Here is a 15,074-nt window from a genome sequence, read left to right as displayed (position 1 = left end):
AAGGATCTCAATCCAGGACAGACATACCGATGGCGAAGAACGTTGGCAGACCATTGGAAAAGTGAAAGGCGTACTAATGCTCTTAGTAGCTCATACCATCTTTGATGAAGATGACTGTGAAATCATACGAATCATTAGTGCAAGACAGGTAACAAAAGCGGAGCGAGATAGATATGAGCATGGTTAGATACTCACGCAAAGAACTGAATGAAAAATTCAGCGACAAGCAAGATGCTGAAATTGAACGCTTGCTTGCTAAAGGGACGGTTCCTGATGATCAGCTAGATCTATCAGATATTCCTGAAATTACAGACTGGAGCAATGCTGTACGCCACAATCAATTCTATCGTCCAGTGAAGCAACAAACATCTATTCGTTTAGATGCTGACGTACTTGCATGGTTCAAAGCACAAGGTAAAGGCTATCAAACACGAATGAATGAAATTTTACGGGATGCCATGCTAAAAGAATTAAAAAATCATCAGTAAAAATGGGAGCTTAAGCTCCCATTTTTAACCTTGTATAAAGTGTATCATGTTAGTTTCAAAAAACTTAATTATCCGTATCATCTACTTCATAAGAAAACTCTAATGGGCTTGCTGAGGTCCAACCAGTTCGTTCAGGCATTCCATGATAGTGTCGTTTTATACTTCCTTTAGTAGCTATAACTTTAAAACCTCTACGCATAAAAGCATTTACAACTCTATCTCTCGGATGTTTTTTAGAACCAGGAGAAGCTGAAACAAGGGCCGTTTTTTGAAAAATACTAGGTTCAGAACCTGAAGCACTACCAATTAAACGATCTAATGATTCTGTGGAAACATTTCGGCGGCTACCATGATGTGGAACTTGCACAAATTTAATGTATTCCTGAATTTGCAATCCATGATTTTCAGCATATTCAGCAGCTTTAGTTAATGCCTTCACACCACTGTCACCAGTAAGTAGAATTCCTTTATTTAAGATATCCGCATATAAAATTACACTACTATCATTTTCTGCTGATGTTTCAACATTATTAGGTAAATTCTCTTCATTCCATGCTTCACGTAGTATGTTTTTAACGGTTTCAGCGAAGCTTTCCAGACTATCAACAAATTTCTCAATTACTAATTTTGCTTTAGTTGGCGTTTTTGAAAAGTCTGGTACTAATGTGTTTATGTACCATTCTTTATCAGGAGACAAAACCGTAAATGGTCCTATCTGAGCACCAGCATAAGGTTCATATATAGGAATAGATTTTTCTTCAGCCAGTTCATATACGCAATGAGCCATTCTTAGTTTCTCTTTCATACGTTCACTAAGACTATTCGCTGTCATACGTCCATCATGGAATAGATCTAAAATCTCATCACTATATTTCCAAGGCTGATGAATCCAAACTTCCCCAACGTCCATATTTTCTAAGACATAAATTAACCCAGAAACATGGTCACCATCAGGATGTGAATTGATTAAATAATCAATTTTATGTGTCCCATAATATTTTTTAATATGTGCAACCATAGCTTCACCAGATTTTCTGGTTCCACCATCATAAGCAATAATTTTTTCTATTCCGTCTTCAAAATAATGGAAGAGAATACAATCACCACTCTTTTCACCATTCCCAACAGGTAAAAATTCTATCTCATAACTTGTAATCATTATTAAGTACTCAAATCATTCTGTTAGAATAGATGAGGATACTTTTTTGAATTTCAATTAAAAATGAAAGACTTATTTGGCTATTTTGATGAATACACATTAAAAGCACGATTCTTGCCAGCCTGTATTGCTGGATTACCATTATTAGCTCTTATAGCATCTTATTTTGACTGGAATAAATTTTTAATATCCAATGTCATCGTTGGTGTTCTTATCGGATTTTTGATGGTATTTCTACTATCAAATGTTGCAAGATATATGGGCAAAAAAGTAGAAAAAAACTCATTAGTTGATTGGAAAGTTTTACCCTCAACCGAACTTATGAGACATAGTGATAATTCTTTAAATAAAGTAAAAAAAGATAAGATTCATGAGCTACTTACACAAAAGTCACCTTTCACTATGCCTTCTCCTCAAGAAGAAATTGCTGATCCAAATATGGCTGACAATGTGTACAGTGAAACTATGACTTGGTTAAGAGGAAAAACTAGAGATGAAAAAATATTACTTAATGAAAATATTACCTATGGATTCATGAGAAATAGTTTGGGATTAAAATGGATAGCGCTATTGATATGCTTAATCTCATTCATAATTTTAGTTGCTTTATTTTTCCTCAATTATGAAAGTTCTTTAAAAGATTTTCATCAACTCGGTATTTTTATAAAAAAAGTTAAAATGGCTTTATGGCTAACTTTAGTAGTTAGTCTTTTAATGCCTTTGTATTGGAGTTTAATTATTAATAAAAATAACTTACGTAGAGCAGCAATTAACTATGCAAAGACGTTAATAGACCTAACCTATAAAGTCTGATCCTAGCCAAAATAATAAACAATAGATCCTTTTTAAAAGAATCTATTTAACATAAAATCTCTTATGCGCAGTTCAGTTCATCAGCCGTAACCAAAAAAATAAATAGTGTTATATTTCAAAAAGTTATACTATAAAAATAGGTGGCACAGACCCGAAAGGCCGACTTGGAAACAAGTCGGCCTTTTTTTATGAGCGTTTTTGATAGTTTTTGCCAATAAAACTGTCTAAAAAACGCTCAATTTGGGTATTTTTGCCCAGTTATCAAGGTTCCAAGACAGAAATTATCCCCATTTCTTGTGGGTAAAATTTAGGATAGCGATTTTTGGCTAATTTCTTCTAGAATTTTATTTTTTACCCAGTTTGAAAAGTCTTTTTGACTTTGTGCAAAATATAAAATGTCAGCTTCATTAGCCAGATTAAAACTTATACTTTTGACTTTCCTTCTAACTTTTTCATACTTCGTATTTATTGCAATTTTTCGCCAATTTGTTTGATCTGCAATGTCATAAGCGGTAGGTATGACCTCACCATCATCATCTTCATGCGCACATATTTCAATATTATCTGCATTTAGAATACGGATTTCGTGCATTTCGATTTCTTTATTCGTGTATGAGGTAAACCCAAAGCATATAGAGACACCGTGTTTTGATACTATTAGGATATGTCCAAAAGCCTCATCAGTATCAGTATGAGATTGATCCATTAATATTTCACAGTGAATAACACGCCAGTCGGTTTCTTGTTTGAGTTGTGAAGCTAACATTGGAATCATATATGATCCATTTTTTGTGGGTTATCGTAATACGATAATCTTTATTTTAATTTTTTCAAGTCCTTTGATAAACTTTTTTAGGTAAGCATTCGGTGAAACCCATATTTGATTCCAAGACGGTCAAAACCTAATTTTTATAAGCAGATACTCGTTATACTTAAGCAAATTTAGGTATTACTAGAGATTCTTGCTTCATGACTCAGGTTCAACTTCAACAACTACAAAAACATCTTTGGAACATTGCAAACGATTTACGTGGAAAAATGGGGGCTGATGAGTTCCGTGACTACATTCTCGGCTTCATTTTCTACAAATACCTGTCTGAAAAAGCGATTAGCTTTGCCAATGAACTGTTGCAAGATGAAGGCTTGGCAGAAAAATACCATCAACTTGATGAAAATAACCCTGAACATGCTGAACTGATTGATGGCATTAAAGAAAACTCAGTCGAAGAAGTCGGTTATGCGCTGGCACCAAAGCAACTGTTCCATACAATTGCTGAGCGTGGTCGTCAAGGTGAATTTATCCTTGATGAGCTTTCAAAGGCACTGTTGCAAATAACCACGAATGGTAAGCTGAAGACTGTTTTAGCTAAAGGTGCAGCATATGAATCCTTTCCATGGTCGGCATTTTCAGGGCGAAATCATTCTTTGGGCTGTGCGCTGGTATTGTAAATATGGCATTAGCTATCGTGAACTGCAGGAAATGCTGGCCGAACGGGGTGTGAATGTTGATCACACGACTATTTACCGTTGGGTTCAACGTTATGCTCCTGAAATAGAAAAACGTTTACGCTGGTATTGGCGTAATCCTACAGATCTGAGCTCGTGGCATATTGATGAAACCTATGTAAAAGTGAATGGACGATGGTCTTATCTGTATCGTGCAGTCGATCAACGTGGCGATACCATTGATTTTTATCTTTCTTCTAGACGTAATACCAAATCAGCATATTGTTTTCTTGGAAAAATTTTAAATAATGTGAAGAAGTGGCAAATTCCACAAGTGATCAACACGGATAAAGCACCCACATATGGACGTGCTTTATCACGGTTAAAACGGGAAGGTAACTGTCCACCAGACCTTGAGCACAGGCAGATTAAGTATAAAAATAACGTGATTGAATGTGATCATGGCAAGCTAAAGCGGATCATCAGGGCCACATTAGGATTCAAATCTATGAAGACGGCTTATGCCACAATTAAAGGTATTGAAGTCATGCGTGCACTACGTAAAGGACAAGCATCGTCATTTTATTATGGTCAGCCTCAGGGTGAAGTGTGTCTAATCAACAGGGTTTTCGGTCTCTAAGTACTTTTTAAAGGGAACATCATCGACTCAAATCTCTATTTGCAACAGTGCCACTCAAAAAGAGTCCGATGGATACAGTGTTGGCAGGCAAAGGCGAACCTGTCGCAATCCTCAATCGTAATACACCAGCGTTTTACTGTGTTCCAGCTGATCTGTATGAAACGATGATGGAACAACTAGAAGACCTAGAACTGAATAAGATTGCAGATGCTCGTGCGAATCAGAAACGCATTCGAGTAAATATTGATGACCTATAAGTTAGACTTTTTAGAAGAAGCATTAGCAGAATGGAATAAGCTAAATCCAAGTATTAAGCAGCCATTGAAGAAGCAGTTGATCAAGGTTTTGTAGAATCCTCGCATTCCCAAAAACAAGTTGTCAGGATATCCTAACCGCTACAAGATTAAACTTCGTTGTATTGGTTATCGTCTGGTTTATGAAGTCGTTGATGATGAGGTAGTTGTCATCGTGATTGCTGTAGGCAGACGTGAAAACAATGCCGTCTATGATGATGCCAACTCTCGTCATTCATAAAAGATGTAATGCCTATAAGCAGGTAGTGTCTATGAAAACACTCATGTTTATGGGCATTTTTGATGTAGATAATCTTCGATTAGGTAGTAGTAAATTACAACTATTTTGAAATCAATAAACAACTATTATGAAACCAAAACGAAATCAATTTATAGGCAGGACATTTACTTCACACAAAGCAGTTGATCCCATTTAAAGTAGTTCTGTGTTAGCCGATTTCGTGACATATTCCATGTTCTGTTCGGCATTAAACTTGCGCCCAAGGCAATCTTGGTTTTGCCATACTTAAGATGAATCGCTTCAAGGGAATCCATCAAAGCATCACTGACTTCGATGTGCTTAATGTCGGTAAACATGTCATATACATGGCTTGCCTTTGGTTCGAGACACGTCAGAATCACGCCACATTTCTTGAATGCTATATCCTTTGCATACAGGCCATCAATCATCGATGTGGCGAGTTTAGAAAGCACCAACAGGTTGTCGGTAGGTTCTGGTAAAGCCAAGGATAAAGACTTGTTGTAGAAGGGCTTTGAGCTATCAAATGGGTTTGATTGTACGAAACCAATCAAACAACCACACAACAGATTATCATCTCTCAGTCTGCTAATCGCATCCATGACATACAATGACATGGCTTCTTTAAGATCATCAATGTGGTAGATGCGTTGACCAAAAGAACGACTAGCAATGATTTGCTTCTTTGCAGGTGGCGTATGTTCCAGTTCAATGCAAGCAATTCCATGGAGTTCCAATAAGGTTCTGTGCATCACTACAGAAAATTGGTCCCTGATCATCAGAGGGGAAGCCAAGACAAAATCCATAACTGAATGAATCCCCAGGCTGTTGAGCTTCTTAGAATGCTTTCGGCCTATGCCCCAGATTTCACCAACATCTATGGCTTGATGCAGAGTTTCAGCAGAGCATGGATCCATTGAAACCAAGTTGCAAACACCATTGAAGTAAGCGTTCTTCTTGGCAATATGGTTCGCTAGTTTCGCTTCAGTCTTTGAGCGTCCAATGCCAATACATACAGGTAAACCAAGCCAAGAAAGCACACGCTGACGAATCTGATGGGCATATTCAGTCAAGTCGTAATTCCCTGAATGAGCTGTCAGATCCAGAAAGCACTCATCAATTGAGTAAATCTCTTGCTCTTTGGGAGATACGAAATCGGACAGGATTTTCATGAATCTGCGAGACATCTCTGCATACAGTGCATAGTTGCTCGATAGCACCTGCACCTGATGTTGCTCTACGATGTCCTTGATCTGAAAGAGAGGAACACCCATGTTAATGCCCAAGTCCTTGGCTTCCTGAGATCGAGCTACAGCACAGCCATCATTGTTGGATAGCACAATGACAGGCTTATTGTTCAAACTTGGGTTAAAGATGCGTTCACAACTGACATAGCAGTTGTTGATGTCTACTAAAGCGTAGATCTTCTGGTGAGATGCTTGCATAAGCATGAAACCAATAAAGTATTAACGCTTTCTGAATGGCTTGATGACAAAAGTCACTACACCCCAAATCACCATTTCCTGCCCATCCTTTAGATGAATGTCAGAATACTCAGGGTTCTCTGCTTTAAGCCAATGGTTATGATCACCTTCAATCATGAGACGTTTTACGGTGAACTCATCGTCGATCAGTGCAATCACGATGTCTTCATGCTTGGCTTCAATGCTCCGGTCTACAATCAGTTCATCATCAATCTCAATACCTGCATCTCTCATGGAAAGTGAAGCTACTTTCACAACAAAGGTTGCGGCTTCATTTTTAATGAGGTGCTCATTCATGTCCAAAGTTTTGTCGACATAGTCCTGGGCAGGAGAAGGGAAACCGGCAGCAACCTTTTCTGAAGCCAAGGGAATGTGCATAAGTGTTGTAGGATCTACAAGCGTGATGGATGCCACATCATTGAAGCTTTGCTTCTCTGCCTCGTTGAGGTAATTCTTGATCTCTATGATTTTAGATACAGGTACTCTTACCGTTTTTGTAGGTTCATTATATTTAAGCTTTCTACCGGAACCTTCTCGGCTTCCCCCACGATTATTGCTCATGACTCATCTACTTTTTGATTTTGTGACGTAATCAAATATATGACTGAATGTATTACAGATTCAAGACTATTTCGATGAATGGTGAATAAACCTTATGGTTCCCATAAAGGGTATTGCAAACTTTCCCGCATTATCGCCACCTCACTGGAGGTGTACGACAAATAATGTCATCTGCATGCTTACGCACGCATAGATAATTGGTTACTATTCAATTAACAAATATTAGATAAGCTATTCATTGCAGGTTGATTTTATGGCTCGTGCTCCAAAGCAAACCAAACAAGAACCATTAGAGGTTGTACTGTGGAAAACAGCAGACAAGCTTCGCAAGAACATTGACGCTGCAGAGTACAAGCATGTTGTTCTTGGTTTGATCTTCCTCAAATACATCAGCGACACATTCGAAGCTCACTATAATCTCCTCGTAGAAGGCGATGGTGAGTTTGCAGGAGCTGACCCAGAAGACCGTGATGAATACACGGCATACAACGTATTCTTCGTTCCTGAAATAGCTCGCTGGTCTTACCTGTTAAACCAAGCCAAACAACCTAACATTGGCAAGTTAGTCGATGATGCAATGGAAGCTATTGAGAATGACAACCCTCAGCTCAAAGGCGTACTTCCTAAGGTCTATGCACGTCAGAATCTTGATCCTACGAGTCTAGGAGAGCTGATTGATCTGATTGGTAACATTGCACTAGGCGATGCGAAATCTCGCTCTGCCGACGTTCTAGGCCATGTATTCGAGTACTTCCTTGGTGAGTTCGCTTTAGCTGAAGGTAAGCAAGGCGGACAGTTCTACACGCCTAAATCCATCGTAAGCTTATTGGTTAATATGCTTGAACCATATAAAGGACGTGTATTCGATCCTTGCTGTGGTTCGGGTGGTATGTTCGTACAGTCTGAGAAATTCGTAGAGTCGCATCAAGGCTTAGTCGATGACATCTCCATCTATGGACAAGAGAGTAACCAAACCACTTGGCGACTCGCTAAGATGAACTTAGCGATTCGTGGCATCAACTCAGAGCATGTGAAATGGAACTCTGAGGGTTCATTCTTGAACGATGCACACAAAGACCTGAAAGCGGATTACATCATTGCTAATCCACCATTCAACGTCTCAGATTGGAGTGGTGAACAGTTAGTTGGTGATGCTCGTTGGTCATTGGGCACACCTCCTGCAGGTAATGCGAACTTCGCATGGATGCAACACTTCTTGTATCACATGAGTCCTAAAGGTCAGGCAGGAGTTGTACTTGCTAAAGGTGCGCTTACTTCTAAAACCAGTGGTGAAGGTGAGATTCGTAAAGCCTTGGTTTCAGAAGCCAATGTCATTGACTGTATTGTGAACCTCCCTGCAAAGCTGTTCCTGAATACCCAGATTCCTGCTGCTTTATGGTTTATGCGTCGTGATCGTGTTGGTTCAACCAAGTACAAAGACCGCAGCAATGAGATTCTATTTATTGATGCGCGTAACCTGGGTCATCTGATTAACCGCAGAACCAAAGTGTTGTCTGATGAAGACATCAAGCTGATCACTGAGACTTACCACAATTGGAGAAACCAAGATGGTGAGTATGAAGACGTTGCTGGCTTCTGTGCTTCTGTACCGCTTGAGAAAGTGGCAGAGTTTGATTATGTACTGACACCAGGTCGTTATGTGGGTTTAGCGGATGATGAAGATGAGTTCGACTTTAAGGAATGCTTTACTAGCCTGAAGGCTGAGTTTGAAGCACAGCTTGAAGAGGAAGCTAAGCTGAATCAAGCCATTGCTGAAAACTTGGCAAAGGTGATTGTATGAGTGAGTGGCAACAGCTTTCGTTAGGAAGTTTAATGGAAATCATCGGTGGTGGAACACCTAAAACCTCTGTATCTGAGTACTGGGGAGGTGATATTCCTTGGCTGTCAGTAGTCGATTTTAATACAGGGCTTAAATTTGTCAGTAGTACAGAAAAGACTATCACTCAAGAAGGTTTGAATAACTCGAGTACTAAACTACTGAATAAAGGCGACATTATCATCTCAGCTCGTGGAACTGTTGGTGTACTCGCAATTTTAGATAAACCTATGACGTTTAACCAATCCTGCTATGGTATTCGGTCTAAAAAAGGAATATCTGATACAGATTACCTGTATTACCTTTTAACTGATACAGTTCGAGAATTGACTCAAATTTCACATGGCGGTGTATTTGATACTATCACGAGAGCCACATTTGATGAGATTGAAGTAGCTGTACCACCACTCCCTGAACAAAAAGCCATAGCCTCAGTCCTTTCATCACTCGATGACAAGATTGGCTTATTGCATCGTCAGAACAAGACCTTGGAAGCCATGGCTGAAACACTGTTTCGTCATTGGTTTATTGAAGAAGCGAAAGAGGATTGGGAGGAAGTAACTCTAGCTGATGTTTGTACTCGTATCACTGATGGATCTCATAGTAGTCCTGCATCGGTTGAGGATGGGTATCCAATGGCTTCGGTAAAAGATATGTATGATTGGGGCATTAATCAGTCTACATGTCGCAAAATCTCTAAAGAAGATTACGAGGCTTTAGTACAGGCAGATTGTAAGGCATTACAAGGTGACATCCTAATAGCTAAAGATGGTAGTTATCTAAAACATGTCTTCCTTATGGAGGAGAGCTTAGATGTCGTCTTATTATCGTCTATTGCTATGCTGAGACCAAATGGTCAATACCACCCTATGCTTTTAACCTTATTCTTGAAACTGGATTCAACCCATGATTTGATGCAAAACATCGTCACTGGGGCTGTGATTCCAAGGATTGTCTTAAAAGACTTTCGTAAGTTTCCAATACAATTACCACCTAAAGATTTACAGGATAAAGCAGTCAAGATCATTAAACCAATATTTGAAAAATGTTGGGAAAACAACCGACAAATCCAAACGCTAGAAAACCTAAGAGACTCGCTTCTACCAAAGCTCATGAGTGGTGAAATCAGAGTCCAATACCAAACAGAAGAAGTTGCATAACATTGAGTGAAGTCATTTGATGGCTTCATCTTTTTTACATTCAGGGGTAAACATGAACAAGAAGCTAATAGGGGCTTTAATTGCAATCGTAGTCGTGATCTGTGGCTACCTGTATGCCACACCATACCTTGCACTCAATAACATCAAGAAAGCAGCACAGGCAGGTGATAGCGATACAGTATCCAAGTACATTGACTATCCAAGCGTGCGTCAGAGCTTCAAAGACCAGATGAATGCCATGATGGCTAAAGAGCTAATGAATCAAGACACTGATGGTTTTGCTGCATTAGGAGCAATGCTTGCTTCAACCATGGTCGATAAGATGATTGATGGCTTTGTCACACCTGAAGGGATGACCCTAATGCTACAAGGCAAAGACCTAAAACAATCAGCACAGCAGTCAATGGGTGGGCAAGATTCATCAAACCAAGAAAATGAAGAACCTAAGCCAGAGTATGAAGCAGGCTACACGTCCCTAAATGATTTTGAGGTGGTCATTAAAGATCAGGATCAATCCAAAGAAGTCAAAGTGCTCATGGCTCGTGATGGCTTAAGTTGGAAGATTCACAAGATCGCTGTGCCGATGGATTAAGTAGAAGAGAATAAGAGGAAAACAGAATGATAAAGCGCATGACTCAAATGGGAATTGGCTTGATTGCTGTAGTTGGCTTTGCTGCCACTGTCCAAGCAGCTCCAGCTAAATTCAATCATAGCGGTATACAAAAAGGTAAAGTCATAGAAACTTGTTATCACTCTCCTTGTTCAGTCGCCAAGTTTGTCTCTTACAAACAACTTAACAAGACAGCGACAGAATCCAAGATCCAAGTCACCTTGCTGGGTGGGAGCCGTGAGTGGGAAGCCAAGAAAATTGACTGGAACAGATCGCCACATAAAGTCACTGTGAATTGCTCATACAAACGACCAACAGTTCAGATCGGTTCACAAAAGACTCTGATTCCACTCAATGATGGTTTAGGTGTACCAGGTGTTCTAATGGTTGATGCTGAACTCTACCTCTATGCTTGCCATAAGTTTGAGGGAGCTATTGAGGATGCTGTGCAGAAGTATGGCTATAACGTGCAGGACGATGAATAAGGTTTCTCAGCTTTACATTCAGATAACAATTAATGAGTCCAGGCTATATGGACAAGTTTAGGGGGAAGTATTCAAGTGACTAAGATGACTGAATCAGACATTGAGCTGATGGCGATAGAGCAACTAGAGGGATTGGGCTATACCTATGTGTATGGACCAGAAATTGAATCCAAAGGAATCAATCCTCTGCGAAGCTATAAGCAGGTCATTTTGGAACCCAAAGTACTGGAGGCCTTGCAACGTCTCAATCCTCATTTGAATGAAGACAAGTGCATTGAGGCGCTGAAGCAAGTCACCAATCTGCATTCCCCAGATATGCTCAGCAACAACCAGGCATTCCACCGCTTACTTACTGAAGGCATCAATATTGAAGTGAGCAAGGATGGTAACACCCAAGGTGAATATGCTTGGCTTGTTGACTTCAATAATCCAAGCAATAACGAATTCCTTGTCGTAAACCAAGTCACCATCAAAGAAGATCGTTGGACAAGACGACCTGACATTATCATCTATGTGAATGGCTTACCTTTAGTGGTCATTGAGCTTAAAAATGCCACAGACGAGAATGCCACTGTAGAAGGCGCATATAAGCAGATCCAGACCTACCAAAGCCAGATCCCATCACTATTCACCTACAATGCCTTCAACGTCATCTCTGATGGTTTAGAGGCGAAAGCAGGCACTGTGTCAGCAGACCTGAGTCGTTACATGGCTTGGAAGACTTCTAATGGTCAAACCAAAGCAAAGAAGACGCAGGCACAGCTTGAAGTCTTACTACATGGTTTGCTCAATCCAGTGACATTACTCGACATGATCAGACACTTCATTGTGTTTGAATCCAATAAGCAAGAAGATGCCAACGGCTTAATCACTATTAAGACTATCAAGAAGATGGCTGCTTACCACCAGTACTATGCAGTGAATGCAGCAGTCCTCTCTACTATTCGTGCATCTGCAATGTCTTCGGACTCGAAATCAGCAGAACTTGCGATGCAACATCAGGGCAGGAGTAAGCTTGAACTTGTGCAACAACAAGCAGTCGGTGATAAGAAAGCAGGTGTAGTATGGCATACCCAAGGTTCGGGTAAATCTCTGTCTATGGTCTTCTACACAGGCAAGATTGTCTTGGCTTTGGATAACCCTACAGTCGTAGTCATCACAGACCGTAATGACCTAGATGACCAACTGTTTGGAACCTTTGCAGCATCAAGCCAACTGCTTAGACAAACCCCTAAGCAAGCAGATAACCGAGAAGAACTTAAAGAACTCCTCAAAGTTGGCTCAGGTGGTGTGATCTTCACAACCATTCAGAAATTCCAACCTGAAGATGGTGGTAGCGTTTATGAGCAACTCTCTGATCGAACCAACATTGTCGTGATTGCTGATGAAGCACATCGTTCGCAGTATGGCTTCAATGCCAAGGAAGTCGATGTCAAAGACGATGATGGCAAGGTTGTAGGTAAGCGTACTGTCTATGGTTTTGCCAAGTACATGCGTGATGCTTTACCGAATGCCACTTATCTTGGCTTCACTGGTACACCAATTGAGAAAACGGATGTCAACACACCTGCAGTGTTTGGTAACTATGTCGACATCTATGACATCTCGCAAGCTGTTGAAGATGGTGCAACCGTTCGGATCTTCTATGAAAGCCGACTTGCTAAGATTGCCATCAGTGAGGAAGGCAAAGAGCTGATTGAAGACTTCGACGAACAGTTCAGTGAAGACGACTTAAACCAAACACAAAAAGAGCGTGCGAAGTGGGCAAGGGTCGAAGGGCTGATCGGTAGTAAAGAGCGTATCAAAGCGATTGCCAAAGACATCGTAGAACACTTTGAACAACGTCTGAAAGCTAATGCAAACCAAGGTAAAGGCATGATCGTCAGCATGTCTCGTAGGATTGCTGTCGATCTCTACAACGAGATTGTAGCGATCAAACCAGAATGGCATAGCGATGATCTAAACGATGGTGTGATCAAGGTGGTGATGACCTCATCTGCTTCTGATGGTGAGGAGATTGCCAAGCACCATACGACCAAGCAACAACGCCAAATCCTGGCTAATCGTATGAAGGACAATGATGACAAGCTGAAGCTCGTGATTGTTCGCGATATGTGGCTGACTGGTTTCGATGCACCGAGTATGCACACGCTCTACATCGACAAGCCAATGAAAGGCCATAACCTCATGCAAGCGATTGCACGAGTGAACCGTGTCTATAAAGACAAGATTGGTGGCTTAGTTGTCGATTACCTTGGTATCGCATCTGACCTGAAAGAAGCACTTTCATTTTACTCTGAAGCGGGTGGTAAGGGTGACCCTGCATTAGTGCAAGACGAAGCTGCAACCATTCTACAAGAGAAGCTCGAAGTGATTGATGGCATCATGCATGGCTTCAATTACCAAGAATACTTCACAGCCAATACTTCTCGTAAGCTCAACATTATCCTCGAAGCAGAAGAACACATCTTAGGTGTAGACCAAGGAGAAGGTAAGACTCGCTTCCTGACAGCAGTTGCAGCGATGTCACAGGCATTTGCTTTAGCAGTGCCTCATCCTCATGCGATGGAAGCAGCACCAGTGGTTGCCTTCTTCCAAGCAGTGAAAGCGCGACTTGCGAAGTTCAGTGATGGCTCAGGCAACGTCTCTGGCATGAGTAATGCTGAGCTTGAAGCCAAAGTAAAGCAAACCATTGACCAAGCACTTGTTACAGAACAAGTGGTCGACATCTTCGATGCAGCAGGAATCCAGAAGCCAGACATCTCAATTCTCTCAGATGAGTTCATGCAGGAGATGAAAGGCTATCAGCATAAGAACATTGCACTTGAAACATTGAAGAAGCTCCTTGGTGATGAGATCAAGGTAAGAGAACAGCGGAGTGTCACGCAAGGTAAAAAACTCATGGATATGCTGAGCTCTGCGATCAAGGGCTATCAAAATAAGGTGCTGACAGCAGCCGAAGTCATTGATGAACTCATCAAGTTGGCTAAGGCAATCCAAGAGTCAGACAAGCTGGCAGAAGAACTCAACCTGACTGAATACGAATATGCATTCTACTCAGCAGTCGCAGACAATGACAGTGCTAGAGAGTTGATGCAAAAGGATATTCTTAGAGAGCTTGCAGTTGTCCTCACAGACTCGATTCGTAAGAATGTAACCTTGGATTGGACTGTTAAGGAATCTGCGAGAGCGAAACTCAGAGTTATTGTGAAACGATTACTCAAGAAGTATGGCTATCCACCTGATATGGCTTTGCTTGCAACAGAGACTGTCTTGGAGCAGGCGGAGCAATTGGCGGATGAGTTATCTGCCGCTTAATTTTTTGCAATCAAATTGAAATTATTACAAAACTAGATTAGTTCTACATAACAACTAATCTAGTTGCATATCATACCTCGAGGCCTAACTCTTTGAGAACACCAGCATACTTTCTGACAAACTCGACATCTTGTAGTTCAATCAGAAGCCTTTTCTCTAGATCAGCATAGCTTTCCCCTACTGCAGCTTTTTTGCTTGCAAATGGATCATGGTGAGCTAGCTTGTTGGCAAAGAATTGAATCTGTTTATCTGTCAATTTCTTAGGTTTATTATGCGTAATTGCATCCACAGGTTGCTTAGGTTTGAATGAAAAAGAGAAACCACTAATCTGAAAATAGATATTCTCAATGTCTTAAAGAACTTAATTCAAGAAAATAGGTAAGCGTCCGCTGAACCCCATGCCTATTTTTTAATTCGATTTAGGTTTCCAGCGGTGTGGTAGCAATTCTTCAATCTGAGTCACTTTATGTGTCGGCAACCTTTTCAGCACATCACTTAAATAGGCATAGGGATCCAGCCCA

The 15,074-nt window shown here is 40.6% G+C and carries 16 protein-coding genes and 2 pseudogenes; 12 read left to right on the top strand and 6 right to left on the bottom strand.

The window, feature by feature from the left end; translation table 11 throughout:
• Positions 1–187 (top strand): BrnT family toxin (locus tag FTV12_RS15275; protein ID WP_180034285.1); only part of this gene is annotated, 187 nt, incomplete at its 5' end.
• Complete coding sequence (locus tag FTV12_RS15270; RefSeq protein WP_004282216.1) at positions 174–488, top strand: BrnA antitoxin family protein; 315 nt, start codon at positions 174–176, stop codon at positions 486–488. The genes FTV12_RS15275 and FTV12_RS15270, both read left to right, overlap by 14 nt.
• 64 nt (positions 489–552) lie before the next feature.
• Here FTV12_RS15270 and FTV12_RS15265 read toward each other — a convergent pair whose 3' ends face one another.
• The gene (locus FTV12_RS15265) at positions 553–1,647 is read right to left on the bottom strand and encodes a ComEC/Rec2 family competence protein (protein WP_125268402.1); all 1,095 of its coding nucleotides are present in this window, start codon (positions 1,645–1,647) and stop codon (positions 553–555) included.
• Between the two features lie 63 nt (positions 1,648–1,710).
• Here FTV12_RS15265 and FTV12_RS15260 point away from each other — a divergent pair, with 63 nt between their 5' ends.
• Positions 1,711–2,460 (top strand): hypothetical protein, encoded by a 750-nt coding sequence (locus tag FTV12_RS15260; RefSeq protein WP_005245148.1) that lies wholly within the window; start codon positions 1,711–1,713, stop codon positions 2,458–2,460.
• 307 nt (positions 2,461–2,767) lie between these two features.
• Here FTV12_RS15260 and FTV12_RS15255 read toward each other — a convergent pair whose 3' ends face one another.
• Positions 2,768–3,235: a hypothetical protein gene (locus tag FTV12_RS15255; protein ID WP_179991015.1), complete on the bottom strand. Its 468-nt coding sequence runs from the start codon at positions 3,233–3,235 to the stop codon at positions 2,768–2,770.
• A gap of 194 nt (positions 3,236–3,429) precedes the next feature.
• On the opposite strand from FTV12_RS15255, the gene FTV12_RS15250 reads away from it, so the two are divergent.
• The 4 genes and pseudogenes from FTV12_RS15250 (at position 3,430) to FTV12_RS15235 (ending at position 5,080) form a co-directional block, all read left to right on the top strand.
• Complete coding sequence (locus tag FTV12_RS15250; protein WP_257220901.1) at positions 3,430–3,909, top strand: type I restriction-modification system subunit M N-terminal domain-containing protein; 480 nt, start codon at positions 3,430–3,432, stop codon at positions 3,907–3,909.
• Positions 3,842–4,546 carry an IS6-like element IS1006 family transposase gene (locus tag FTV12_RS15245; RefSeq protein ID WP_180034284.1) on the top strand — a complete coding sequence of 235 codons (705 nt, stop codon included), beginning with the start codon at positions 3,842–3,844 and terminating at the stop codon, positions 4,544–4,546. The genes FTV12_RS15250 and FTV12_RS15245 overlap by 68 nt, the downstream gene beginning before the upstream one ends.
• A 68-nt stretch (positions 4,547–4,614) precedes the next feature.
• Positions 4,615–4,803: a type II toxin-antitoxin system Phd/YefM family antitoxin gene (locus FTV12_RS15240; protein WP_004977490.1), complete on the top strand. Its 189-nt coding sequence runs from the start codon at positions 4,615–4,617 to the stop codon at positions 4,801–4,803.
• Positions 4,793–5,080, top strand: a pseudogene (locus FTV12_RS15235) (type II toxin-antitoxin system RelE/ParE family toxin). Before FTV12_RS15240 ends, FTV12_RS15235 begins: the two are co-directional and overlap by 11 nt.
• Positions 5,081–5,244: 164 nt before the next feature.
• Here FTV12_RS15235 and FTV12_RS15230 read toward each other — a convergent pair.
• The gene (locus FTV12_RS15230; protein ID WP_180034283.1) at positions 5,245–6,549 is read right to left on the bottom strand and encodes a Y-family DNA polymerase; all 1,305 of its coding nucleotides are present in this window, start codon (positions 6,547–6,549) and stop codon (positions 5,245–5,247) included.
• Between the two features lie 15 nt (positions 6,550–6,564).
• A complete protein-coding gene (locus tag FTV12_RS15225; RefSeq protein WP_004871202.1) occupies positions 6,565–7,143 on the bottom strand; it encodes a LexA family transcriptional regulator in 579 nt (192 codons plus the stop codon).
• 253 nt (positions 7,144–7,396) lie between these two features.
• Between FTV12_RS15225 and FTV12_RS15220 the strand changes: the two genes are divergently transcribed.
• From FTV12_RS15220 to FTV12_RS15200, 5 genes are all read left to right on the top strand, one after another.
• Entirely contained in the window at positions 7,397–8,944 is a 1,548-nt protein-coding gene (locus FTV12_RS15220; RefSeq protein ID WP_180034282.1) for a class I SAM-dependent DNA methyltransferase, read from the top strand.
• Complete coding sequence (locus FTV12_RS15215) at positions 8,941–10,140, top strand: restriction endonuclease subunit S (protein ID WP_154320117.1); 1,200 nt, start codon at positions 8,941–8,943, stop codon at positions 10,138–10,140. Before FTV12_RS15220 ends, FTV12_RS15215 begins: the two co-directional genes overlap by 4 nt.
• A 52-nt stretch (positions 10,141–10,192) precedes the next feature.
• Positions 10,193–10,732 carry a DUF2939 domain-containing protein gene (locus tag FTV12_RS15210; protein WP_179991012.1) on the top strand — a complete coding sequence of 180 codons (540 nt, stop codon included), beginning with the start codon at positions 10,193–10,195 and terminating at the stop codon, positions 10,730–10,732.
• Positions 10,733–10,770: 38 nt separating this feature from the next.
• Positions 10,771–11,235, top strand: coding sequence for a hypothetical protein (locus tag FTV12_RS15205; protein ID WP_257220900.1), 465 nt, complete (start codon positions 10,771–10,773; stop codon positions 11,233–11,235).
• Between the two features lie 84 nt (positions 11,236–11,319).
• Positions 11,320–14,553, top strand: a complete 3,234-nt coding sequence (locus tag FTV12_RS15200; protein WP_218949154.1) for a type I restriction endonuclease subunit R — start codon at positions 11,320–11,322, stop codon at positions 14,551–14,553.
• A 70-nt stretch (positions 14,554–14,623) separates the two neighbouring features.
• Here the strand turns inward: FTV12_RS15200 and FTV12_RS15195 are convergent.
• Positions 14,624–14,881: pseudogene (locus FTV12_RS15195) on the bottom strand (hypothetical protein); the annotation flags it as partial.
• 81 nt (positions 14,882–14,962) lie between these two features.
• Positions 14,963–15,074 (bottom strand): transposase domain-containing protein (locus tag FTV12_RS15190; RefSeq protein ID WP_180034280.1); only part of this gene is annotated, 112 nt, incomplete at its 5' end.

It is taken from the genome of Acinetobacter sp. YH12233, from assembly GCF_013417725.1.
Classification (GTDB): domain Bacteria; phylum Pseudomonadota; class Gammaproteobacteria; order Pseudomonadales; family Moraxellaceae; genus Acinetobacter.
Note: the sequence above shows the minus strand (reverse complement) of the source record. Positions and strands in the feature narration are given on the sequence as shown.